The sequence below is a fragment of the Arthrobacter sp. A5 genome (assembly GCF_051131705.1).
Classification (GTDB): domain Bacteria; phylum Actinomycetota; class Actinomycetes; order Actinomycetales; family Micrococcaceae; genus Arthrobacter_M.
The window spans coordinates 1,260,376-1,282,690 of sequence record NZ_CP180316.1 but is presented as its reverse complement, the minus strand read 5'-3'; the positions used below and the strand labels follow the sequence as shown (position 1 = coordinate 1,282,690).

At 65.8% G+C, this 22,315-nt stretch carries 21 protein-coding genes; 9 read left to right on the top strand and 12 right to left on the bottom strand.

The features are described 5' to 3' along the window. Positions 1-111 precede the first annotated feature (111 nt). The gene (locus ACLLJI_RS05840; RefSeq protein ID WP_434619028.1) at positions 112-1,971 is read left to right on the top strand and encodes a sensor histidine kinase; all 1,860 of its coding nucleotides are present in this window, start codon (positions 112-114) and stop codon (positions 1,969-1,971) included. Then, positions 1,968-2,675 (top strand): response regulator, encoded by a 708-nt coding sequence (locus tag ACLLJI_RS05835; protein ID WP_434619025.1) that lies wholly within the window; start codon positions 1,968-1,970, stop codon positions 2,673-2,675. The genes ACLLJI_RS05840 and ACLLJI_RS05835 overlap by 4 nt, the downstream gene beginning before the upstream one ends. An 8-nt stretch (positions 2,676-2,683) precedes the next feature. On the opposite strand, the gene ACLLJI_RS05830 is transcribed toward ACLLJI_RS05835, so the two are convergent. Then, a complete protein-coding gene (locus ACLLJI_RS05830) occupies positions 2,684-3,046 on the bottom strand; it encodes a zinc-binding dehydrogenase (RefSeq protein ID WP_434619022.1) in 363 nt (120 codons plus the stop codon). A 112-nt stretch (positions 3,047-3,158) separates the two neighbouring features. Here ACLLJI_RS05830 and ACLLJI_RS05825 point away from each other — a divergent pair, with 112 nt between their 5' ends. Together ACLLJI_RS05825 and ACLLJI_RS05820 are read left to right on the top strand one after the other, a co-directional pair. Continuing rightward, a complete protein-coding gene (locus ACLLJI_RS05825; RefSeq protein WP_434619019.1) occupies positions 3,159-3,665 on the top strand; it encodes a transposase in 507 nt (168 codons plus the stop codon). A gap of 23 nt (positions 3,666-3,688) precedes the next feature. Beyond that, complete coding sequence (locus tag ACLLJI_RS05820; RefSeq protein WP_434619016.1) at positions 3,689-4,651, top strand: IS3 family transposase; 963 nt, start codon at positions 3,689-3,691, stop codon at positions 4,649-4,651. A 158-nt stretch (positions 4,652-4,809) separates the two neighbouring features. Here ACLLJI_RS05820 and ACLLJI_RS05815 read toward each other — a convergent pair whose 3' ends face one another. Continuing rightward, on the bottom strand, positions 4,810-6,720 hold the full coding sequence (locus ACLLJI_RS05815) for an AMP-binding protein (protein WP_434619013.1): 1,911 nt from the start codon (positions 6,718-6,720) through the stop codon (positions 4,810-4,812). Positions 6,721-6,982: 262 nt separating this feature from the next. On the opposite strand from ACLLJI_RS05815, the gene ACLLJI_RS05810 reads away from it, so the two are divergent. The 5 genes from ACLLJI_RS05810 (at position 6,983) to ACLLJI_RS05790 (ending at position 11,743) form a co-directional block, all read left to right on the top strand. Continuing rightward, positions 6,983-7,621 carry a GntR family transcriptional regulator gene (locus ACLLJI_RS05810; protein WP_283561590.1) on the top strand — a complete coding sequence of 213 codons (639 nt, stop codon included), beginning with the start codon at positions 6,983-6,985 and terminating at the stop codon, positions 7,619-7,621. A 43-nt stretch (positions 7,622-7,664) separates the two neighbouring features. Beyond that, a complete protein-coding gene (locus ACLLJI_RS05805; protein ID WP_434619009.1) occupies positions 7,665-9,212 on the top strand; it encodes an MmgE/PrpD family protein in 1,548 nt (515 codons plus the stop codon). Further along, positions 9,212-10,117, top strand: a complete 906-nt coding sequence (gene prpB, locus ACLLJI_RS05800; RefSeq protein WP_434619006.1) for a methylisocitrate lyase — start codon at positions 9,212-9,214, stop codon at positions 10,115-10,117. The genes ACLLJI_RS05805 and prpB overlap by 1 nt, the downstream gene beginning before the upstream one ends. An 8-nt stretch (positions 10,118-10,125) precedes the next feature. Continuing rightward, positions 10,126-11,271 (top strand): bifunctional 2-methylcitrate synthase/citrate synthase, encoded by a 1,146-nt coding sequence (locus tag ACLLJI_RS05795; protein WP_434619003.1) that lies wholly within the window; start codon positions 10,126-10,128, stop codon positions 11,269-11,271. Positions 11,272-11,410: 139 nt separating this feature from the next. Further along, positions 11,411-11,743 (top strand): cupin domain-containing protein, encoded by a 333-nt coding sequence (locus ACLLJI_RS05790; protein ID WP_283561594.1) that lies wholly within the window; start codon positions 11,411-11,413, stop codon positions 11,741-11,743. A 105-nt stretch (positions 11,744-11,848) separates the two neighbouring features. Here ACLLJI_RS05790 and ACLLJI_RS05785 read toward each other — a convergent pair whose 3' ends face one another. The 10 genes from ACLLJI_RS05785 to ACLLJI_RS05740 all read right to left on the bottom strand — a co-directional run bounded on the left by ACLLJI_RS05785 (position 11,849) and on the right by ACLLJI_RS05740 (position 21,909). After that, positions 11,849-12,334, bottom strand: coding sequence for an 8-oxo-dGTP diphosphatase (locus ACLLJI_RS05785; RefSeq protein ID WP_283561595.1), 486 nt, complete (start codon positions 12,332-12,334; stop codon positions 11,849-11,851). 51 nt (positions 12,335-12,385) lie between these two features. Beyond that, positions 12,386-13,375, bottom strand: coding sequence for a site-specific tyrosine recombinase XerD (xerD, locus tag ACLLJI_RS05780; RefSeq protein ID WP_434619000.1), 990 nt, complete (start codon positions 13,373-13,375; stop codon positions 12,386-12,388). Between the two features lie 50 nt (positions 13,376-13,425). Beyond that, positions 13,426-14,133, bottom strand: coding sequence for an NUDIX domain-containing protein (locus ACLLJI_RS05775; protein ID WP_434621262.1), 708 nt, complete (start codon positions 14,131-14,133; stop codon positions 13,426-13,428). A 6-nt stretch (positions 14,134-14,139) separates the two neighbouring features. Next, on the bottom strand, positions 14,140-15,846 hold the full coding sequence (locus ACLLJI_RS05770; RefSeq protein ID WP_434618997.1) for a CTP synthase: 1,707 nt from the start codon (positions 15,844-15,846) through the stop codon (positions 14,140-14,142). Between the two features lie 85 nt (positions 15,847-15,931). Continuing rightward, positions 15,932-17,674 carry a DNA repair protein RecN gene (gene recN / locus ACLLJI_RS05765; RefSeq protein WP_434618994.1) on the bottom strand — a complete coding sequence of 581 codons (1,743 nt, stop codon included), beginning with the start codon at positions 17,672-17,674 and terminating at the stop codon, positions 15,932-15,934. Further along, the gene (locus ACLLJI_RS05760) at positions 17,671-18,726 is read right to left on the bottom strand and encodes an NAD kinase (protein ID WP_434618991.1); all 1,056 of its coding nucleotides are present in this window, start codon (positions 18,724-18,726) and stop codon (positions 17,671-17,673) included. The genes recN and ACLLJI_RS05760 overlap by 4 nt, the downstream gene beginning before the upstream one ends. Before the next feature lie 17 nt (positions 18,727-18,743). Next, a complete protein-coding gene (locus tag ACLLJI_RS05755) occupies positions 18,744-19,565 on the bottom strand; it encodes a TlyA family RNA methyltransferase (RefSeq protein ID WP_434618988.1) in 822 nt (273 codons plus the stop codon). A gap of 2 nt (positions 19,566-19,567) precedes the next feature. Further along, positions 19,568-19,882 carry a hypothetical protein gene (locus ACLLJI_RS05750; RefSeq protein WP_434618985.1) on the bottom strand — a complete coding sequence of 105 codons (315 nt, stop codon included), beginning with the start codon at positions 19,880-19,882 and terminating at the stop codon, positions 19,568-19,570. A gap of 4 nt (positions 19,883-19,886) precedes the next feature. Further along, positions 19,887-20,885, bottom strand: coding sequence for an HAD-IIA family hydrolase (locus ACLLJI_RS05745; protein ID WP_434618983.1), 999 nt, complete (start codon positions 20,883-20,885; stop codon positions 19,887-19,889). Next, a complete protein-coding gene (locus tag ACLLJI_RS05740; protein WP_434618980.1) occupies positions 20,878-21,909 on the bottom strand; it encodes a hypothetical protein in 1,032 nt (343 codons plus the stop codon). Before ACLLJI_RS05740 ends, ACLLJI_RS05745 begins: the two co-directional genes overlap by 8 nt. Between the last annotated feature and the right edge of the window lie 406 nt (positions 21,910-22,315).

Genomic DNA, 22,315 nt, shown 5'->3' with positions numbered 1-22,315 from the left:
GCGTTCATATTGGTCCCACCCAACCCGTCCCCTCGGTTGTGGGCACGCAGCATTTCAGGCACGCAGCATTTCAGGCAGATATGATTTCGGGCACAGAAGAATTCAACACAGATGAAGGAGCCGGTGGTCTATATCCACGACTGGAGCATTGCGCGCCGGCTGTTTGCCGTCAATGTGCTGTTTGTACTGGCACTGACCGTGTTCGTCACGACAGCGGGTTTCGTCGACGCGCGGGACCAGGCCTACCGCCAGGCCGAGGATCGGATGATGTCCATTGCGGCCACCGTGGCGGACAACCCGCTGGTCCTGACCGCAGCGGCCTCCTCGGATCCGTCCGGGGAACTGCAGCCCTACGCGGTAAAGGTGATGGCGGAGGCGAAAGCGGACTTCGTGACGATTATGGCGCCGGACCGTACCCGTTGGACGCACCCAGATCCTGCGGAAATCGGCCGCCTTTACATCGGCTCGGTTGATCAGGCGCTGGCCGGGCACGCTTATACGGAGGTGACAGCCGGAACGCTTGGCCCCTCGGTGCGTGCCATTGTCCCGGTGAAGGATGGGGCCGGAAATGTCCGGGCCCTCGTCGCCGCCGGCGTGACCGTGACAAATGTCGAGATCGCGTTCACCAGCTCACTGCCCGCCGTCGTCGGTATTGCCCTGGTGCTGCTGCTGGGTGGTTCGCTGGCCGCCTGGCTGCTGGGGCGCTACCTGCGCAAGGTCACGCTCGGTTGGGGGCCGGAGCGGTTGGGGCAGCTGTTTGTCTACTACGAGTCCGTCCTGCATTCGGTCCGCGACGGGCTGGTGCTGACGGACCGCAACGGCGAACTGGTGATGTACAACGATCAGGCGGCAATGCTGCTGGGTATCCCGGTCCCCTCGGAGAACGGACCGGCACCGAAGCTGGCGGATCTGGATCTGCCGCCCTCGCTGGAGGAGTTGCTGCGCAGCGGGCGCACCGCCAGGGATGAACTGCACCTGACCTCCGACCGCCTGCTGGTGGTCAGCCAGGAGCCGGCGCGCTCCCCGGGATCCGACGCTGAGCCCCTGCCGATAAGGCGGACCAACCCAGGCATGCGGGCCAGCCGGGGCACGCGAACCAACCGGGGCCTGCGGACCAGCCGGGTCAGACGGGCCGACCAGGGTTCCGGCGCGGTGGGCATCGGGACGGTCGCCACGGTGCAGGACCATACCGTCATGGCGGAGCTGGGCGACGAGCTCCGGTCGACGCAGACGCTGACGGACGCCCTCCGCGCCCAGACCCACGAACATTCCAACCGGATCCACACGCTGGTGTCCCTGCTGGAGCTGGGCCGCACGGGTCAGGCACTGGAGTTCGCCACCGCCGACCTGCAGTTAAGCCAGCGGCTCGCCGACGAGGTTCTGAATGCGGCGGATGAGCCGGTGCTCAGCGCGCTGCTCATGGGCAAGATCGCACAGGCCAGCGAGCGCGGGATCGAGCTGCGGATCAGCACCGAAACACGGACACAGTTCTCCGGCCTCCGCGCGCACGACGCAGTCACGATTCTGGGGAACCTGCTGGACAATGCCATGGATGCCGCGGCCGACGGCGCCGAACCACGATGGGTGGCTCTACACCTTGGTCCGACCGCGGACGGGCTGGAGCTGGAAGTCTCCGACAGCGGGCCTGGCTTGGATGCGGCACAGGCCGCCAGCGTTCTCGCCAAAGGTTTCAGCACGAAGCATTCGGGCGGAGCAGGCCGCGGGATCGGGCTGGCGCTGGTCCGCCAGACCGTCCAACGGCTGGGCGGCCGGCTGATTATCGGGCCGCGCGGGAACGGGCCGCAGGTGGAAGGATCACCTGCAGCAGGAAACAGCGGGGCCGTTTTCACCGTCCTTCTGCCCGCGGATACTACCGGTACGGAATCCGGCACCGGATCCGGCACCGGTCCCGGCACCGGTCCCGGCACCGAACAGCCCGCCGGACAACCAGATGCCAGGGAGCAGCCGTGAACACTGAACCTCCGCCGATCCGAGTCCTCGTGGTCGAGGATGAACCGATTGCCGCCGATGCGCACGCCGTCTATCTGCAGCGGATCGGCGGTTTTTCGCTCGCCGGCACTGCCGCTGACGGGCAGTCCGCGCTGCGTGCTCTGCAGCAGGCCGCCGAAGCCGGTCAACCGATCGATCTGATTTTGCTGGATATGAATCTTCCGGACCTGCACGGGCTCGACATCGCCCGGCGCATCCGGTCCGGCGGTCTTGCGGTGGATATCATCGCCATCACCGCCGTGCGGGACCTGAAGGTGGTCCGGGCAGCCATTTCCAGCGGTGTAGTGCAGTACCTGATCAAGCCCTTCACCTACGCGATGTTCGCGGAAAAGCTCGCCAACTACCGCGACTTCCGGCAGCAGCTGGCTTCCCCCACCGCGCGTGCCTCGCAAAACGACGTCGATCTGGCATTGGCCAGTCTGCGCGCGCCCACCGCGGCACCACTGCCCAAACGGCTGTCCGAAAGCACGCTGACCGCCGTCGTCGTCCTGCTCAAATCTCATGCCGGCCCTATCTCGGCGTCCGAGGTCATGGATCGGCTGGGGATCTCGCGCGTCACCGCGCGGCGCTACCTGGAGTACCTGGCGGACCAGCAGACCGTGCGCCGGACCGCACGCTATGGGACTCCGGGCAGGCCGGAAAATGAATATCTCTGGCGGGGCTAACTGACTGGCTAGCTGACGTAGACTATGATTTTTCCGCGCGGGTGGCCCTCCATGCTGAGCCGGTAAGCGTCCGCCGTCTGCTCCAGCGGGAAGGTCTTCGCAACCTCGACGGTGAGTTTGCCCGCGTGGGCGAGGTCTGCGAGCGCCTGCAGGTCTTCCCCGGAAGGACGCACCCATATCCAGGCCCCGCCGTGCTGCTCCGCTTCCGTCGCAATCACCCGTGCACCCCGGTCAGCGGCGAGCTGAACGGCCGCCGAGCCGTAGGCAATCACCTTATCGCCTGGCTTAAACTCCGGTGCGTCCGGACCGGCCGATTCCACCACTCCGGCGACGTCCCAGCCAGTGATGACGGGGAACTCAATGTCCAACATGGCATCCAGCCCAATGGCTCTCATATTGGGCCCAACCCCCCTATCAGCCAGACTCGTTAGAGACCGCTTCTTGAACGAGAATAGGGGCTGAAGGCAGGAGGGAAGTTTGACCATGACTACGACCACGAGCACCACTACACCAGCAGGAACCGGCCGGCCCGTACCGGAGGAATCAATCAGTCAGGCCCCGGGGTCCCCGGAGCAGGGCCCCCGGGCCAACCGGTCGGCACGCAGGACCTTTAGCGCCGAGTTCAAACGAGCGATCGTTCGGGAATACGATGCGGCACTGATGGGATCCAAGGGTGCGGTGCTGCGTCGCGAAAGGCTCTATGACTCCCATATCCAGGAATGGCGGGCCGCGTTCGAAGCGGGCACCCTCGACAAGCCGGCAGCCCGTCGGGGACGGCCGAAGAAAACATCCGAGCAGGTCCAGATCGACCAGCTGACCAAGGAACTGGTCGCGGAGCGGGCCTCGCACGAGAAGACTCGCGACCAGCTGGCTTCTTCGGATGCCGCCTTGGATACCTTGGGAAAAGGAGTCGCGTTCTTGGAAGCTCTCTCGTCGAAGAACGCGTTATCACCGGCATCGGATACCAGTCGTGGCAAGCAGAGACCGTAGCGGAGCTCAGCTCGCATCTCGGGGTGGTGAAGGCCTGCAAGCTGGTGGGCCGGTCCCGGGCCACCCATCACCGGCAGGCCAACCCCCAACCGCGGATGCATGGGCCTTGGCCCAAGGCCCAGCACCCGGCGGAGCTCTCGGCGGCGGAGCGTGCCCAGATCCTGACGGTACTCAACCGGCAGGACTACGCGAACCTTTCACCGACCCAGGTCTACGTCCGTGAGCTGGACGAGGGGAGGTATTGGTGCTCGCAGCGGAGCATGTACCGCGTCTTGGCGGAGGCCAAGATGGGCGGGGAACGGCGCCGACAGGCCACCCATCCACCTCGGGCGATTCCCGAGCTGATCGCCACCGAGCCGAACGACGTGTGGTCGTGGGACATCACCAAAATGCGTGGCCCGGCCAAGGGCATCTGGTACCACGCCTACGTGGTGCTCGATATCTTCTCCCGCTACGTGGTCGGTTGGCGGATCGAACGTATCGAAGACGGTCAGCTTGCCGCTGACCTCGTCCAGGAGATCGTTGCGCAGACCGGGCACCCGCCCGGGTATCTGCACGCCGATGGTGGGGCCGCGATGACCTCCAAAGCCCTGGCTTCGATGCTGGTGGACATGGACATCACCCGGTCGCATTCCAGACCCCACACAAGCAATGACAACCCATTTTCGGAGGCCCAATTTAAGACCATGAAATATGTCTCTGACTACCCGGATCGCTTCGCGTCCGTCAACGAGGCCAGAACCTGGATGGAAGGTTTCATCACCTACTACAACCACGAGCACCGTCACTCCGGGATCGGATACCACACCCCGGCCAGCGTCCATTACGGCACCGCCGAAGCCGTGCGTGAACAACGCCAAGCCACCCTGGACCGGGCGCACAACGCGCATCCCGAACGCTTCGCCCGCCGCCCAATCGCACCCCCGCTGCCCCTCAAAGCGGCGATCAACGACCCAGCGAAACGGGCCGAGCCCTCAGTTCATTAAAAACAAAGACTATGTCTCATTTGATTTGACAAATTCCGCCCGGCCGTCCCGGCGCTTACTCCGTCGGGCCGGCCACGTTCGTTTACCGGGCCGCGTGATATTTATTCCGGCCGGTTCGGTTACCGGGCCGAGGGCGGACAAGTCCAGGTCTGGTCGGATCAGGGCAGTTCCGCCGGACGCAGAATGGGCAACAGTGCGTCAAGGACGCTGGCATCCTCGATCGTCGATGGGACCGCATACTCGTCACCGTCCGCGATCTGGCGCATTGTCTTGCGCAGAATCTTCCCCGACCGTGTCTTGGGCAGGGATTCAACCACCACGGCCTGTTTGAAATCCGCGACGGGACCGATTTGGCGGCGGACCAGCGCGATCAGCTCCTTCACCAGCTGCTCCTGGTCCATCTCGACGCCGGATTTCAACACCACGTAAGCGCTGGCGCGCTGGCCTTTAAGGACGTCGGCCAGCCCGATCACGGCGCATTCGGCCACCGCGGGGTGCCGCGCCAGAACCTGTTCAATGGCGCCGGTGGAGAGCCGGTGGCCGGCCACGTTGATCACGTCATCGGTGCGGCCCATCACGAAGACGTATCCGTCGTCATCCACGTAACCGGAATCACCCGTGGTGTAGTACCCGGGGAAAGCGCGCAAATAGGAGGAGACGTAGCGTTCGTCGCTGCCCCACAACGTCATCAGGGTGCCGGGCGGCAGCGGCAGGCCGAGCACAATATTCCCCTCCGTACCTGGCGGTACCGGATCCCCCAGGCCGTCGACGATGCGCAGATCAAAGCCCGGCATTGGGAACGACGGCGACCCGGCCTTGATCGGCAGCGGTTCGAGCCCGCGCGGATTGCCGCAGATAGCCCAGCCCGTCTCGGTCTGCCACCAGTGATCCACCACCGGAACGTTGAGCACCCGTTCGGCCCAGTGATAGGTATCCGGATCCAGCCGCTCCCCCGCCGCAAAAAGCATCGTCAGGGAGGACATGTCGTAGGTGGCCAGCTCGGCGGCGTCCGGATCCACCTTGCGGATGGCCCGCAGGGCGGTGGGCGCTGTGAAGAGCACCCGGACCCGGTGGTCGCTGACCACGCGCCAGAAGGCACCGGCGTCGGGGGTTCCGACAGGTTTCCCCTCATAAAGCACGGTGGTGGCACCGGCGAGCAGTGGTCCGTAGACGATGTAGGAGTGACCGACCACCCAGCCCACATCCGAGGCGGTCCACATCACGTCGCCGGGATGGATGTTGTACAGATTGGTCATGGTCCACATCAACGCCGTCGCGTGCCCGCCGTTGTCCCGAACCACTCCCTTGGGCGCACCTGTGGTTCCCGAGGTGTAGAGGATATACAGCGGATCCGAGGCAGCCACGGGCACCGGATCCGTGCGCCCCGCGCCGCGCACTTCAACGTCCCAGTCGAGCCAGGTCCCGTAGTCCGTCCCGGGGTCTCCCGCGGCGGCCTCGAAGCCGTCCCGTGCCTTGACGATCACCGGCGTGCCGGCGGCGTCCGCCAGCCGCAGGGCCTCGGCCACGGCCGGCAGGTACTCAATTTTACGGTTCGGTTCCAGCCCTCCGGATGCGGTCACGACGGCGGAAGGCTGAGCGTCCGCGATGCGCGCCGCCAGCTCGGCCGCGGCGAATCCACCAAACACCACGGAATGCACCGCGCCCAGGCGGGCGGTGGCGAGCATGGCTATCACCGCTTCCGGGATCATCGGCATGTAAATGACAACGCGGTCGCCTTTGCCGACCCCCTGCGAGCGCAGCACGGAGGCAAAACGCGCCACCAGATCCGTCAGTTCCGCGTAACTATAGCGCCGTTGGATGCCCAGCATGGCCGAATCGTAGATCAGCGCGTCCTGTTCACCGCGACCGGCCAGCAGATGGCGGTCCAAGGCATTAAACGAAGTATTCAGCTGCGCGTCCGGAAACCATTTGGTGATGGGCGCAGCGGCGGCGTCCAGCGCGCGCGACGGCTCGGTATACCAGTCCACGGCCTGGGCGGCCTCCAGCCAGAACCTCTCCGGATCGCGCAGACTGCGCTGATAAACGGCCCGGTAATTCTCTGCAGCCATGTCAATTCTCCCATTCACGGTGCTGTGATGTCAGTCATACTAGCCGCACCGAGTGGCGCAAAACAAGAGTTATGTATACAACCATGGCAACTGTTTGGAAGCTACCCCGGGATGTTGCCACTTTGCACCAGTCTTTGTATACACTTGATCACAGAAGCTCAATCCGCAGCCAAGCAGTGGCTGACCCAAAGGGCGAGCCGAGCAGGGCGGCCGAACAGGCAAGCCGGGCAGGCAGCGGAGCAGAACCAAGCAAGGAGGCAGCATGCGGGCCAGCGACCGGGCCTACGCCGCACTACGCGGCGACATCGTCGAATGGCGGCTCCCGCCCGGATCCGTCCTGGCAGAGGTCGAGCAGTCCGAGCGGCTGGGCGTTTCCCGCACACCCCTGCGCGAGGCTCTGGCCAGGCTCACCGCGGAAGGCTTGACCGCGGCGCAACGCGGCCGGGGCGTGGTGGTCACCGATATTTCCATGGACCACGTGCGCGAGCTGTTCGAGCTCCGGGCAACGCTGGAGTGCCGTGCCGTCGAACTCGCTTCCGTGCGCGGCGACCGCGAGGTGTTCCGGCAGTTGCACCGGGAACTCAGCGGCGCGCCCGGGTTGCTGACCAATGCGGATCCGTCCCGCGCCGCCTACTACGAGTTGGTCGGGCGCCTCGATGCCGCGATCGACGCCGCGATCGGCAACAGCTACCTGGCCCAGGCGCTCAAGAGCCTCCGCGTGCACCTGGTCCGGGTCCGTCGCCTTTCCCAGGACAATCCGGGCCGGCTGCTGGAAGCCGCCCGGGAGCACGCGACCATTGCGCATGCGATCGCCAGGGGAAACGCCGCGGTCGCCAGTGCCGCCACCACCGTCCATCTGGACAACAGCCTGGACCATCTGCTTTCCACCAACACCAATTAACAACCACCAGTCGGCCGGCATACGGCAAACCCGAGAGGAAACCATGGTGCTCATCCATCACGTCCGTGTTTACAAGAGCGAGGAAAACCTGCCCCGGGAGGACCAGCTCGCGTACAAGATTGCCAAGGTGGCGGCCGACCCGGTCGCCGTCACGGCGGAGGTCACCGACATGGTGATTAACCGCATCATTGACAACGCCTCGGTCGCCATCGCTTCCTTGAACCGTGGTCCCATTGTCGCGGCCCGGGCACAGGCCCTGACCCATGGCCCGAGCGCAAGCGGCAAGGGTTCGTGCATCTACGGTATTCCGGACCGGGTCTCCCCCGAGTGGGCGGCCTGGGCCAACGGCGTGGCCGTTCGAGAGCTGGACTATCACGACACCTTCCTGGCCGCCGAATACTCCCACCCGGGCGATAACATCCCGCCCATCCTTGCGGTGGGTCAGCACGTGGGGAGCACCGGCGCGGACCTGATCCGCGGCATTGCCACCGGATATGAGATCCAGGTGGACCTGGTCAAGGCCATTTGCCTGCACAAACATAAGATCGATCATGTGGCCCACCTCGGGCCGTCCGCGGCCGCGGGCATCGGCACGCTGCTGGGTCTGGACGCTGAAACGATCTTCCAGGCGGTGGGCCAGGCACTGCACACGACGACGGCGACGCGCCAGTCGCGCAAGGGCGAGATTTCCACGTGGAAGGCCCACGCACCGGCATTTGCCGGCAAGATGGCCGTCGAGGCGGTGGACCGCGCGATGCGCGGGCAGACCTCCCCCACGCCGATCTATGAGGGCGAAGACGGCGTCATCGCCTGGCTGCTGGACGGACCGGACGCCTCCTACGAGGTTCCACTGCCGGCCGATGGCGAGGCAAAGCGGGCAATTCTGGACACCTACACCAAGGAGCATTCCGCCGAATACCAGGCGCAGGCGTGGATTGACCTGGCCCGCAAGCTCCATCGTGAGCACCCCGAACTGGTGGACCCGGCGAACGTCCCCAGCCTTGTGCAAAAAATTGTGATCCACACCAGCCACCACACCCACTTCGTGATCGGCTCGGGCGCCAACGACCCGCAAAAATACGACCCGACCGCTTCCCGCGAGACCCTTGACCACTCCATCCCGTACATCTTCACTGTCGCTCTCCAGGACGGCGACTGGCACCACGTGGACTCCTATGCGCCCGAGCGCGCCGGGCGGCCGGACACGGTGGAACTTTGGCACAAGGTCAGCACTCAGGAAGATGCGGAATGGACCCGCCGCTACCACTCCTTGGATCCGCAGGAAAAGGCGTTCGGCGGCCGGGTGGAAATCACCCTCACGGACGGCCGCACCATCACGGACCAGATCGCCGTCGCCGACGCCCATCCGCTGGGCGCACGGCCGTTTGCCCGGGAACAGTACATCAACAAACTCCGGACGCTGGCCGCCGGGGACAGCGGCCAACGGCTCGTGGACGAGGACGAAATCAGCCGTTTCCTGGACACCGTCCAGCGGCTGCCGGAACTGGGTGCCGGTGAACTGGACGGCCTGAACATCCAGGCCGCGGCCGGTGTCGTCAACCTGGCGAACGCACGGAAGGGACTCTTCTAATGCTGTATTCCTCCACCACACCCGAGCAGAAGCGCGTGGCGTTCCGGGCCGGGCTGGCCTCCGGCACTCTGCAGCAGTACCCCGGAGCATTTAACCCGCTCTCCGCGCGGCTGATCCAGGAAAAGGGCTTCGACGGCGTCTACATTTCCGGTGCCGTCCTCGCCAATGATCTGGGCCTGCCGGATATCGGACTGACCACCCTCACCGAGGTCGCCGTCCGCGCGGGACAGATCGCCCGGATGACGGACCTTCCCTGCATGGTCGACGCCGACACCGGATTCGGCGAGCCGATGAACGTGGCCCGAAGCGTCCAAGAGCTCGAAAACGCAGGCCTGGCCGGCTGCCACATCGAGGATCAGTTCAATCCCAAGCGCTGCGGCCACCTGGACGGCAAAAACGTCGTCGATCTGGAGACGGCCACCAAGCGGATCCGGGCCGCGGCGGACGCCCGCCGCGACTCGAACTTTCTGATCATGGCCCGGACGGACGTCCGCGCCGCGGACGGGCTGCGGGCTGCCCAGGACCGGGCCAAAGCCCTGGTGGAGGCCGGGGCGGACGCCATTTTCCCCGAAGCCATGCAGGACCTCTCCGAGTTCGCCGCCATCCGGGACGCGGTGGACGTGCCCATCCTGGCGAACATGACGGAGTTCGGCAAGAGTGAGCTGTTCACTTCGGAGCAGTTGGCCGCCGTGGGCGTCAACATGATCATCTACCCGGTGACTCTGCTGCGCAGCGCCATGGGCGCGGCGGAACGGACGCTGGACGCCATCAAGACCGATGGTACGCAGCAATCCGCTGTGGAGGCCATGCTCACGCGTGCACGTTTGTACGAATTGGTGGATTATGAGTCCTACAATCATTTCGACACCTCCGTCTTCAACTTCCAGGTCCCCGGCAAGCATTAAGGAGCGTCATGACACAAACACCTGAAGCCACGAAAATCCACAAGGGCCTGGCCGGCGTCGTCGTTGACACGACCAGGATTTCCCAGGTCAATGCGGACACCAACTCGCTGCTCTACCGCGGCTACCCGGTGCAGCAGTTGGCCGCCAAATGCAGCTTTGAGCAGGTGGCCTATCTGCTGTGGAACGGTGAACTGCCGACCGCGGACGAGCTGGCTGACTTCGAATCGAGGGAGCGCGCGGACCGTGCCCTGGCGGACAACGTCAAGGCGGCCGTCGACCTGCTGCCGGTCAGCGCCCATCCAATGGACATCTGCCGGACAGCGGCCAGCGTCATGGGAGCCAACCACCCACTGTCGGAGGACTCCTCGAAGGAAGCCAACCTGAAGAAGTCCCTGGACCTCTTCGCCGCGATGCCCGCCGTCGTCGCCTATGACCAACGCCGCCGACGCGGTCTTGAGGCCGTCCCGGCGCGGGACGATCTGAGCTACAGCGCCAACTTCCTGTATATGACGTTCGGCGAGGAAGCGGCGCCGGAGGTGGTGGACGCCTTCAACGTCTCGATGATCCTGTATGCGGAACACTCCTTCAACGCCTCCACCTTCACCGCCCGGGTCATCACCTCCACGCTGGCGGACCTGCATTCTGCCGTCACCGGGGCCATCGGTGCGCTGAAGGGCCCGCTGCACGGCGGCGCCAACGAGGCCGTGATGCACACGTTCGAGGAGATCATCAGAGCCGCCGACGGTGATGACGTGGCCCGATCGGTGAAGACCTGGCTGGACGACGCGCTGGCGGACAAGAAGAAGATCATGGGCTTCGGCCACCGGGTCTACAAGAACGGGGACTCCCGCGTTCCCACCATGAAGGCCGCCATGGACAAGATGGTCGCCCACTACAACCGCCCCGACCTGGGCGAACTGTACAAAGGTCTGGAATCCGCCATGACCCAGGCCAAAAACATCAAGCCGAATCTGGATTACCCCGCTGGACCCACCTACCACCTGATGGGTTTTGACACTCAGATGTTCACCCCGCTGTTCGTGGCCAGCCGTATTACCGGTTGGACCGCGCACATCATGGAACAGCTGGAAGCCAACTCGCTGATCCGCCCACTCAGCCTGTACGACGGCGTCGACGAACGCCAAGTGCCATAGGGTCTGGACCGCGGGGCTGCCGGCTCCCATAGTCCGGACCCACGCGGTCTGAATCAACCACACAGTCTGAATCAACCACACAGTCTGAATCAACCGCACGGGCCGGGAAGACACGGTACTGGAAGAGATGGAGCGCCGCATGGAAAAATCATCGCTGAAGGCCCTGGACCGAGAGCTGCTGAGCAAGGCCCAATCGTCCACCAACGGGCGCAGTGCGAAGACGGTGTACGGCGGCCATGAACACGTGCTGCGCCAAACGGTGATCGCGTTGGCTGCCGGACAGCAGCTCGACGAGCATGAAAACCCTGGCGAAGCCACCGTCTATGTCCTCAGCGGCCGCGTGGTGCTCTCCTCCGGCGACACCTCGTGGGAGGGCTCACCGGGTGATCTGCTGATTGTCCCCCAGGCCCGGCACTCCCTGCGTGCCATGGAAGCGGGATCCGTGCTGCTGACGGTGGCCAAAACCGGCTGATGATTGGGCGCCGCTCACTTATGACGGCGATCCCCGCCGATGACGCTGCGCCCCACGTCATAGACGAGGGATCGCCGTCATAGTTCGGTTGCGGCGCGGCGGGGGTCAGACCATCGACTGGGATACATATTCGGCCACGGTTTCGTTGTCGGTGTGAAGGACGACCCGAACCGCGAGCCGCTCCCCGGCGAGCATGGGCGGTAGCCACCGGCTGGCGTCGGCCCACATCAGCTCATGCGGCAGGTTCCGCACAGGATGCCATTGGGGTGCTATTTCCGAGCTTTCCGCCGGCTCACCCTGCCATCGGGTGGCGAGGAACACCGTAGTGCACATGTCCCACTCCGGCTGCGACGGGAAGACAAAATCCACCGTCCCGGCCGACAGCAGATCGGATTCTTCCACCCGGACATGAACTTCTTCTGCCACCTCACGGCAGACCGCTCGTGCAGCGCTTTCCCCCGCCTCCAGATGGCCACCAATGCCGACGATCTTGCCGGTGCCGAACCCGGTTTTTTTCAACCCCAGCAGTACTTCCTGTCGCCCATGCGTATCACGGAGCAGGAAACACAGTGTTACCTCGGCAGCAGTCATGATCCCAGCCTACGTCCGGAGCGCGCATCCCCGCGCCCGGACCCGGCGGCCTCAGCCCAGGGCGCGCGGATGCGCAGCGGCATAGACCTCACGCAGCGTTTCCGCGGTGACCAGCGTGTAGACCTGCGTCGTGGTCACGGAGGCGTGACCCAACAGCTCTTGGACAACCCGCACGTCGGCGCCCCCTTCCAGCAGGTGCGTGGCGAAGGAATGCCGCAGCGTGTGCGGAGAGACGTCCGCGCCGATCTCCGCTTTCCCGGCGGCCGCCTTCAAAATGGTCCAGGCGCTTTGCCTGCTGATGCGGCCGCCCCTGGCGTTGAGGAACAGGGCGGGGTTGCCCTTGCCCTTCGCCGCCAGCGGTGGCCGGCCGCGGACGAGGTAAGCCTGCACCGCCCGCGCTCCATAGGAGCCCAGCGGCACCACGCGTTCCTTGGAACCCTTTCCGAAGAGCCGGACGACGGCGGGACCGCCGGTCCCGCGGCTGTCCGGCGATGCGCTGGTTTCGACCGCTACATCGTCCACATCCAGTCCCACCGCCTCGCTGATCCGGGCCCCGGTGGAGTAGAGGAATTCGAGCAGGGCGCGGTCGCGCAGCCCTGTGGCGGTGTCCGCGCCGACGGCCTCCAGCAATCGGGTGACCTCATCCACGCTGATCGCCTTCGGCAGCCGTCGTCCGGCCATCGGCGGGTGCACATCGGCGGCGGGATCCGTCGTCGTCATGCCTTCCAGCGCCCAGAATTTGTGCAGCCCGCGGACGGCGACGATGGTACGCGCAGCGGACCGGACCCCCAATGGCGTGGATCCGTCCGATCCGTCCGCGATGGCCTGGGCGAAACCGGTTACGTGATGCCGGGTAATGTCCGCCGGTGCCTGCACTCCGGCTACCGCGAGGAACTGCTGATACCGGTCCAGATCGCGCCGGTACGCGCTCATCGTGTTGGCTGCCAGCCCACGCTCCACCCCCACATGCTGCAGGTATTCGATCACGGCCCGGTTCAGACCCACAGAGGTGCTTCCGGCCCCGGTCTTTTCGTCATGCACTGAGGTGGAACGGGAACTGCCAGGGGGCCGGCTGGCCGCCGAGGGATTCACTATCCCCGCTGGCCCGGGTGCGCCGGCCACGGCACACCGGCGGGACGCAGAGACGCAAAGCCGTCAGCCCGCGCTGCTGCGGCGGCCAGAATACCGACGACGGCGGACGGGTTATGGAGCGATCCGTCCAGCACGGCCGCAACGGCCTCCTCCAACTCAACCCAGGCGAAGGCAATTTCGGCTTCCTCCTCGGTGCGTGTGTGGCGCTGGTTGGTGGGGACCTCGGACAAGCCCCGGGCCAGATAGATCCGGATGGCCTCGCTGGACGAGCCTGGCGAGTTGAAGACATCGGCCAGCACCAGCCACTGCGACGCCATCAGGTCCGCTTCCTCGGCCAGCTCCCGTGCCGCAGTCGCGACGGGGTCTTCGCCGTCGACGTCGAGCAGGCCGGCCGGAATCTCCCACAGCGTCATCCCCACCGGGTGCCGGTACTGGCTGATCATTAGCACCTGCCCGGCGGCATTCATCACCAGCACGGCAACCGCCCCCGGATGGGTGATGTAATCCCGCGTCAGCGGCTTGCCGACGTCGGGTTCTGCGCCGTCGGCAACTGCGCCGTCGGTCAGAATGAAGGTATCGCTGACCACATCCCAGATCCGGCCCCGGTACACCGTCTCCGAAGACACCAGGGAGCGGGGGCTGAGCAGATCTGCGAGTTTCTCACCATTGTCCCGGGTCCCTGCCAGTGCCCCGTCCGGGCTCACCATCACGGCTCAGACCTCGAGCAGCCGGGTGGACCGCTGGCGCTCCAGTGCGGCCGCCACCAGTCCCGCGAACAGCGGATGCGGGCGGGTGGGACGTGAACTCAGTTCCGGGTGCGCCTGGGTGGCCACGTAGTAGGGATGGACGTCGCGGGGCAATTCAACAAACTCCACCAGCTTCCCGTCAGGCGATGTACCGGAGAACACAAGCCCCTTGGCGGCAATCTGCTCCCGGTATTTGTTGTTCACCTCGTAGCGGTGGCGGTGGCGCTCGCTGACGGTGGTCTTGCCGTAGGTTTCCGCGATGACTGAACCGTCATCCAGCTTCGCTTCGTAGAGACCCAGACGCATGGTTCCACCCAGATCGCCCTTGCCGTCCACGATGTCCAGCTGCTCTTCCATCGTGGCAATGACCGGATATTTGGAATCCGGTTCGAATTCGCTGGACGACGCACCGTCCAGCCCGACGACATTGCGGGCGTATTCGATCACCATGCACTGCAGGCCAAGGCACAAGCCCAGGGTGGGAAGCTGCTTTTCGCGGGCAAAGGTGAGCGCCCCTAGCTTGCCTTCAAGCCCGCGGATACCAAAGCCGCCCGGCACACAGACGGCGTCGACGCCGTCGAGGGCCCTCGCCGCTCCCGCTTCGGTGGCGCATTCATCCGAGGGCACCCAGCGGATTTTCACCCGGGTCTGGTTCGCAAAGCCGCCGGCACGCAGGGCCTCGGTGACGGACAGGTAGGCATCCGGGAGGTCGATGTACTTTCCGACCAAGGCGACCTCGACATCGTGCGCGGGGTTGTGGACCGCTTCCAGCAGGGTGTCCCACTTGGTCCAGTCAACGTCTTTGAACGGCAGGTCCAGTGCACGGACGATGTAGGAATCCAGACCCTGCGCGTGGAGGGTCTTGGGGATGTCGTAGATGCTGGGGGCATCCGGGCAGCCGATGACGGCGTCGACGTCAACATCGCAGGCGCGGCCGATCTTCTCCCGCATGGAATCGGGCAGTTCACGGTCCGAGCGCAGGATGATCGCGTCCGGCTGGATGCCCAGGGACCGCAGCGCGGCCACGGAATGTTGGGTGGGTTTGGTCTTCAATTCCTGGGACGGCCCGATGTACGGCACCAGCGAGACGTGCAGGAAAAAAACATTGTTCCGGCCAACGTCCTGGCGGACCTGGCGCGCTGATTCGAGGAACGGCTGGGATTCGATGTCGCCGACCGTCCCGCCGATCTCCGTGATGATGACGTCCGGCGGGGTCTTGGCCTCCGCAGCCAGGCGCATCCGGCGTTTGATCTCGTCGGTGATGTGCGGGATGACCTGGACCGTGTCACCGAGGTATTCGCCGCGGCGCTCCCTGGCGATGACGGTCGAGTAGATCTGCCCGGTGGTCACGTTCGCGGAGCCTTCGAGGCTTTCGTCGAGGAACCGCTCGTAATGGCCGATGTCCAGATCCGTCTCGGCACCGTCATCGGTGACGAATACCTCGCCGTGCTGGAAGGGATTCATTGTGCCCGGATCGACGTTGAGGTAGGGATCCAGCTTCTGCATCGCGACGGAAAGCCCGCGCGCCCTCAACAGATGACCGAGGCTTGAGGCCGACAGTCCCTTCCCCAAAGAAGACGCCACGCCGCCGGTGACGAAGATATGTTTGGTCGTCTTGGACTGACCACTGAACCGGGAATTTGATCGATGCACCACGGAATTCGAGCCTAGCACCTTTGCGTCGGGGGCGGGTCGGACTGGTCCATATTGTCCGTCTGCGGTTGTGCCGTTGCGCACCTGACACGGTCACCTGACGCCCTCACCGGCCGCTGCGCGCCTCATCGAGGAGCTCCCGGGCATGTGCCTGGGCCGTCGCGGAGTCCTCCTGGCCGGCCAGCATGCGCGCCAGCTCCCGAACCCGTCCGCCGTCGTCGAGCAGGGTCACGTCGCTGGAAGTGAACCCGCCCCCGGAGGTCTTGGTGACACGGATATGCTGGTCCGCGAACGCGGCCACCTGGGGCAGATGGGTGACGACCAGCACCTGCACATGCCTGGCCAGCATGGCCAGCCGGCGACCGATCTCCACCGCAGCCTTTCCGCCCACGCCGGCATCCACCTCGTCAAAGACGAAGGTGGGGACCGGATCCACGGCCGCAAGCACCACTTCAATGGCCAACATCACGCGGGAGAGCTCACCGCCGGAGGCACCCTTGCCCAGCGCCCGGGGCGCCGCTCCGGCATGGGGCTGCAGCAAAAAGACGATCTCATCCGCGCCATTGATGCCCGGTGCGGAAGCAGTGGAGATGTCGATCACGAGTTTCGCATCGGGCATGGCAAGGGCCGTCAGTTCCGCACTGACCCGGCGGGACAGTTCGGTGCCGGCCTTGGTCCGGGACGTGGTGAGCCGGGCGGAGAGCACCGCGAGCTGCGCCGCCGCGGCCGCCACCTCCGCCTCCAGGGCTTCGATGCGGCCCGAATCGTCCTGCAGCTCGTCCAACCGGACCCTCGAAGCCTGGGCCCAGGACAGCACCTCGTCCACCGACGGCGCGTATTTGCGCACCAGCACGGCGAGGGCACCCCGGCGGTCTTCCACCTCGGCAAGGCGCCCGGGCCCATCCGAATCCAGAGACGTCGAGTAACCGGCAAGGTCGCGTGCAATGTCGGCCAGCACGATCCCCGCCTCCGTAAGGCGGGCGGCTGCGGAGCCGAGTTCCTCGTCATGGTCGGCGACGTTTTCGAGCAGCCGTTTGGCAGTATCAACAAGGGTGGTTGCGTCGGCGTCAACGCCGAAGTCCTCCGAGCTCAACGCTTCACGGGCCTGTTGCGAGGCCAGCCGCAGCTCCTCGAGATTTGATAATTTAATGGATTCCGCCTTAAGCGCGTCATCCTCGCCAACCTGCGGATCCACCTGATCGATCTCCGTCAGGGCCTGTCGAAGCGCCTCGGCCTCCTGGAGCCGTTCCCGGCCATTGTGCCGCAGTTCATCCAGGTCCGTTTGTGCGTGCTGCCAGCGCCTGTACAGCGCCCGGTACTGCTCCAGTCCGGCGGCAAAAGTCTGCTGGAAATCCCCGGCAAACCGGTCCAATGCCTCGCGCTGGGCGGTGCTGCTCTTGAGCCGGATCTGATCCGACTGGCCGTGCACCGCCACCAGCTGCTCACCGAGCCCGGCGAGCACTCCAACAGGCGCGGACCGGCCGCCGACGTGGGCCCGGCTGCGGCCGTCTGCGCCGACGGTGCGCGCCAGCAACAGCCCGGCGAACGGTCCGCCGCCGCCGTCGAACTCGCCGCCGTCGAACTCGTCAATCTCGCCGCCGGCCTCCAGCGCCCGTGCCAGGGCCCGGTGTCCGCTTGGCAGCCGGACGGACGCCTCGGCGGAGGCGGACTTGGCACCGGTCCGCACCGCTCCGGCGTCTGAACGGGCACCCAGGAGCAGCCCGACGGCGGTGACCACCATGGTCTTGCCGGCACCGGTTTCACCGCTGACGACACTCAGACCGGGGCCCAAGGTGAGCGTTGCTTCGGCAATAACGCCCAGATCCCTGATTCGGATTTCTTCGATCATGGCGTGTTGGGGGCCCTTCGGCCGGACGGGGCGGGCCAGGCCTGGTCGGTGGCTGAAGGGGCTTTGCGGGCTGGTGGCACCGCCACGGGTGCCATGGGTTTGGGGCTGCGGACAATTGGAATCTGCGACGTCCGCGCGGCAGCTTCCTCGCCGGCGCGCCCGCGCCAGCCTTCAATGGGCAGCTCAAACTTGCGCACCAGGCGAGCAGAAAAGGGTGTCTGATGCGTGCGTGCCAGCCGCACCGGATGGTCCGATTTGGTGACTTCGATACGCGATCCAGGCGGCAGGTCAACGGTCCGCCGGCCATCGCACCACATCACTCCGTGTGCTTCGGTGCGGGTGAGCACCTCCACCGCCAGCTGTGACTTGGGCGAAACCACCAGCGGTTTGGCGAACAGCGCGTGCGCGCTGATGGGAACCATCAGCAGGGCCTCCACCTCCGGCCAGACCACCGGGCCGCCGGCGGAAAATGCGTACGCCGTCGATCCGGTCGGGGTGGCCATCACGATGCCGTCGCAGCCGAAGGAACTCAGCGGACGGCCATCCACCTCGGTCACCACCTCGATCATCCGCTCACGGTTTCCTTTTTCGATGGCCACTTCATTGAGCGCCCAGGTCTGCAGGATTTTCCGGCCCTGCGCCCACACCGTCACATCAATGGTCATCCGTTCCTCAACGGTGTAGTCGCGGCGGACCACCCAGTCCACGGTCTGCGCCAGGTCCGCCCGTTCGCTCTCGGCCAGAAAGCCCACGTGTCCAAGGTTAACGCCCAGCAGCGGCACGTCCAGACCGCGGACCTCTTCGGCGGCACGGAGAATGGTGCCGTCCCCGCCGAGGACCATAACCAGCTCAATGGCCGCCAGGGTGACGTCAACATCCAGGATTTCCATCGGCACACCGGTAAAGCCCAGATGCGCGGACATATCCGCGAGTTCGTTCCGTGACATCACCGGGATCAGCCCGGAGGCCTGCAGCTGGAGGCATACCTCCAGAGCAGCTGCCATCGCTTCCTCGCGCCCGGTATGGGCCAGGATCAACACTCGCCTGCTCATGTGGCTCCGCTTTCCGGTCAGCTGTTCGTCGTTGGGGCCCAAATTGCCGCCAGCAGCCGCTGTACGCTCGCCTGCTGCTCCTCGATCTTAGGCATTGCGCAGGCCTGCGTGCGGACAACCCACAGGAAATATTCCACATTGCCATCCTGCCCGGGCAACGGGCTGACCGCCAAACCGCGCAGTTCAAGTCCGGCCGCCACCGCGGCCGCGGCGACCTGGCTGACGGCCCGGCACCGTTCGTGTTCGGAGCCCACCACTCCGGTCCGACTCAGACGCTCCCGACCCACCTCGAACTGCGGCTTCACCATCAGCAGCAGGTCCGCGCCCGGTTGGGTGGCCAGGGCAAGCGGAACCATCACCAGGGTGAGCGAGATGAAGGACAGATCGCAGACCGTCAGTTCCACGGCACCGCCGATATCGGATTCCTGCAGGTAACGGATATTCAGCCCCTCGTGCACCTCCACCCGCCGATCCGCCCGGAGTGCCGGCGCGAGCTGGCCGTGCCCCACGTCCACGGCGACCACCCGGGATGCTGCACGGCGCAGCAGCACATCCGTGAACCCGCCCGTGGATGCTCCCGCATCCAGGCATCGTTTGCCGGCCACCACGATGTCCGGGAAGGCATCCAGCGCACCGGCAAGCTTATGGCCGGCCCTGGAGACGTAATCTGGGCGGCCGCTGCCGGCCACCGCCAGCTCCCGGTCGGGATCAATCTGCCGGGCCGCCTTCACCAACACCGTGCCGCCGGAACTGACCTGGCCCGCGGCGATTAAAGCCGCAGCATGGGTCCGTGACCGCGCCAGCGTGCGCCGCACCAGCTCCTGATCCAGGCGTGCCACCGCTATGCCCCGGCGCCGGCGGCCGTGGTGCCGGCGGGCTCCGCGTCCAGCTCCCGTTTCAAATCATCGTGCAGGGCGCTGTACCGCGCGGCGTGATCGACCGTCGGCATCCGGTGCAGATCTGGCAGCCCTGCCATGACCGCGTCCACGGCGGTGTCCGACGTCGTCGGAATGACCTCCGGCCAGATCAGCTCCGGCCGCGCGGGCCCCGAACCGATGCCCGAAGGCGCGGCAAGGAATGCTGCAACCGACGCGGGCGCCGCCGCTTCGGCCGCACCCAGGTCATGCGAATTCACGTCGGGATGCCGATCTGCCATGGTTTTATTCTAGTGACCCGCCGTGCCAGCGCAGCTCGGGGGCCCGGGCTACGGCCGCGTCGGGTACGGCATCCCACCACGCAGCGCAGGCGCAGCGCCAGCTGTCGACGTCGTCCTTGTCACCGGAGACGCTGACGGTACCGTCGGCCACGGACGCCGTGGATTTGCCGCAGCTGAAGATTCCATTGCTGCCCGTCACGTCCGGGTACGGTTCGAAGAGCTCAGCCAGGGTGCGCAGCAGAAAGCGCGGTCGCTCGGCTGTCCGGGCAGCCAGCACTGTCTCGGTGGTGTCCACACCCGTCAGCACGACGGCGGTTGCCATTTTCGCGTTGTTGCCACCCAGGATGTCCGTATCCAGCCGATCGCCGACCACCAGCGGCCGCGACGATCCGAGCCGTTCGGCGGCAGCATGGAACAGCACCGCTTCCGGCTTGCCCGCCACCAGCGGTTCCTTCCCCGTGGCCGCCCGGACGGCCGCCACCAACGCACCGTTCCCGGGCGCAATTCCACGGGCCTGCGGGATGGTCATATCGGTGTTGGTGGCCACCCACGCTGCACCATTTTCAATGGCATAGGCGGCTTCGGCCAACTCTTTCCAGCTCAGCGTCGGTTCAAAGCCCTGAATCACGACGGCGGCGCCGTCGTCCGCCGAGCGGACGGGCACCATCCCCACCAGCTCCACTTCGCGGGCCAGTGCGTCGCTGCCGGTGATCAGCACCTTGGAACCGGCCGGGAACTTATCGGCCAGCAACCGGGCGCCCGCCTGCGCAGAACTGACCACCTGATGGTCCTCGGCAGGCGCACCGAGCCCGCGCAGATGCGCGGCGACGTCAGCCGGCGTACGGGACGCATTGTTGGTCACGTATGCCAGGTCGACACCGAAGCCGGCCAGCCGCTGCAGCGCCTCGACGGCGCCCGGAATCGCGTGTGGCCCGGTATAAACGACTCCGTCCAGATCGGACAACACCGAATCGAAGGCGGTGACCAGTGCCTGCTCAGTCATGCCGGGCACCGCCTTCGGCCGCGGACCTGTTGTCCTCGGTGTCTTCCAGCGCTGCGCCGTTGTCAGTGCTACTGCCAGTGCTGCTGTCACTGTCCTCCGCGACGTCGTGCCCACTGCCGTCCTGCGCCTCGTCCGGGTCCGCGCTAAACTCATCCGACTCGGCGTCGTCGGAATCGAAATAATCCGATTCGGCGTCATCGATGTTGTCCACTGCTGCAGCGTCGACCGTGGAGGTTGCGGCCTCGTCGGCAGAAACCGCTTCAACGAGCGGAGCGGACGCACGCTTCACGGGCGCCGTCGGCTTCCGAACGATCGCTTCGCCGTCGGCGTTGAACATGGACGTGTCCTGCCTCTTCTTTGGCTTACCCTCATCCTCCTCTTCTTCAGCGAGGTCAACGATGAATGGATCCGCGTCCTCGCCGATACCCAGGGCCGACTCCGCCTTGACAGCCTGCCGGCGCCAGGTGGCGGCCTCGGTGCTGCGGCCAGCGGCCTCCAGCGCGTCCGAGTAGGCACGGAAAAGCCGGGGACTAAAAGAGAATGCCCGGTTCCTGTCCAGCTGCGCGATTTCCAGGGCGGCCACGGCTGCCTCCCGCTCCCCCAGATCGGCCCGCGCACCGGAAGCCACGATCGCCAGCTCAACCCTGCCGGCGGTGTCCAGAGTCTCTGCGTCCTCGGAACGGATCAGGTCCAAGGCCCGGTCCGGACGGCCCATCCCGCGTTCACAGTCGGCCATCACGGGAAGATGCTCATTGGACCCGCTGATCCTGCGGTAGGTACGGAACTCTCGCAGGGCTTCACCGTAGTGGCCGGCCGCATAGGCAGTCAGGCCGACGGCCTCGCGGACGGCAGCCAAGCGACCACCACGGCGGCTTGCTGCCAGGGCATGCTGGAAGGACAGCTCGGGGTCGACGTCCATCAGCCTGCCCGCCATCACCAGGTGTCGGGAGACCCATTCGGCGCTATTTTCCTCCAGGGTACGCAGCTGCGCCCGCGTCACCTTGTCCAGCTCGGTGCCCGTCACATCGTCATCTATCTGCGGGGACCGCTCCCGGTCGGGGCGGTTGGCGCTGCGCAGATCGCGTGCGTTGTGAGTAGCGGCCGGACGGTCCTCGCGTGAACCGTGGTCGCCTCGAGCGGCTCCGTCACCGCGGGGCTGCCATTCCTTGCGCGGCGCGGCGCGGTCGTTGTAGGGACGGTTGTTCGCGGGCCGGTCGCTGCGCGGAGCACGATCCCCGTAAGGCTTCCGCTCACCCTCGCGGGCCGGACGGTCAGTGAAAGGCCGGTCGCTGCGCGGAGCACGATCCCCGTAAGGCTTCCGCTCACCCTCGCGGGCCGGACGGTCAGTGAAAGGCCGGTCGCTGCGCGGAGCACGATCCCCGTAAGGCTTCCGCTCACCCTCGCGGGCCGGACGGTCAGTAAAAGGCCGG

Bases quoted from the DNA above. Each gene is read 5' to 3' on its own strand.
- ACLLJI_RS05825 (WP_434619019.1), top strand. From the start codon at position 3,159: ATGACTACGACCACGAGCACCACTACACCAGCAGGAACCGGCCGGCCC.
- ACLLJI_RS05815 (WP_434619013.1), bottom strand. From the start codon at position 6,720: ATGGCTGCAGAGAATTACCGGGCCGTTTATCAGCGCAGTCTGCGCGAT.
- ACLLJI_RS05810 (WP_283561590.1), top strand. From the start codon at position 6,983: ATGCGGGCCAGCGACCGGGCCTACGCCGCACTACGCGGCGACATCGTC.
- ACLLJI_RS05745 (WP_434618983.1), bottom strand. From the start codon at position 20,885: ATGACTGAGCAGGCACTGGTCACCGCCTTCGATTCGGTGTTGTCCGAT.
- ACLLJI_RS05775 (WP_434621262.1), bottom strand. From the start codon at position 14,133: ATGGTGAGCCCGGACGGGGCACTGGCAGGGACCCGGGACAATGGTGAG.
- ACLLJI_RS05840 (WP_434619028.1), top strand. From the start codon at position 112: ATGAAGGAGCCGGTGGTCTATATCCACGACTGGAGCATTGCGCGCCGG.
- ACLLJI_RS05795 (WP_434619003.1), top strand. From the start codon at position 10,126: ATGACACAAACACCTGAAGCCACGAAAATCCACAAGGGCCTGGCCGGC.
- ACLLJI_RS05830 (WP_434619022.1), bottom strand. From the start codon at position 3,046: ATGTTGGACATTGAGTTCCCCGTCATCACTGGCTGGGACGTCGCCGGA.
- ACLLJI_RS05750 (WP_434618985.1), bottom strand. From the start codon at position 19,882: ATGGCAGATCGGCATCCCGACGTGAATTCGCATGACCTGGGTGCGGCC.
- prpB (WP_434619006.1), top strand. From the start codon at position 9,212: ATGCTGTATTCCTCCACCACACCCGAGCAGAAGCGCGTGGCGTTCCGG.
- recN (WP_434618994.1), bottom strand. From the start codon at position 17,674: ATGATCGAAGAAATCCGAATCAGGGATCTGGGCGTTATTGCCGAAGCA.
- ACLLJI_RS05785 (WP_283561595.1), bottom strand. From the start codon at position 12,334: ATGACTGCTGCCGAGGTAACACTGTGTTTCCTGCTCCGTGATACGCAT.
- ACLLJI_RS05805 (WP_434619009.1), top strand. From the start codon at position 7,665: ATGGTGCTCATCCATCACGTCCGTGTTTACAAGAGCGAGGAAAACCTG.
- ACLLJI_RS05790 (WP_283561594.1), top strand. From the start codon at position 11,411: ATGGAAAAATCATCGCTGAAGGCCCTGGACCGAGAGCTGCTGAGCAAG.
- ACLLJI_RS05760 (WP_434618991.1), bottom strand. From the start codon at position 18,726: ATGAGCAGGCGAGTGTTGATCCTGGCCCATACCGGGCGCGAGGAAGCG.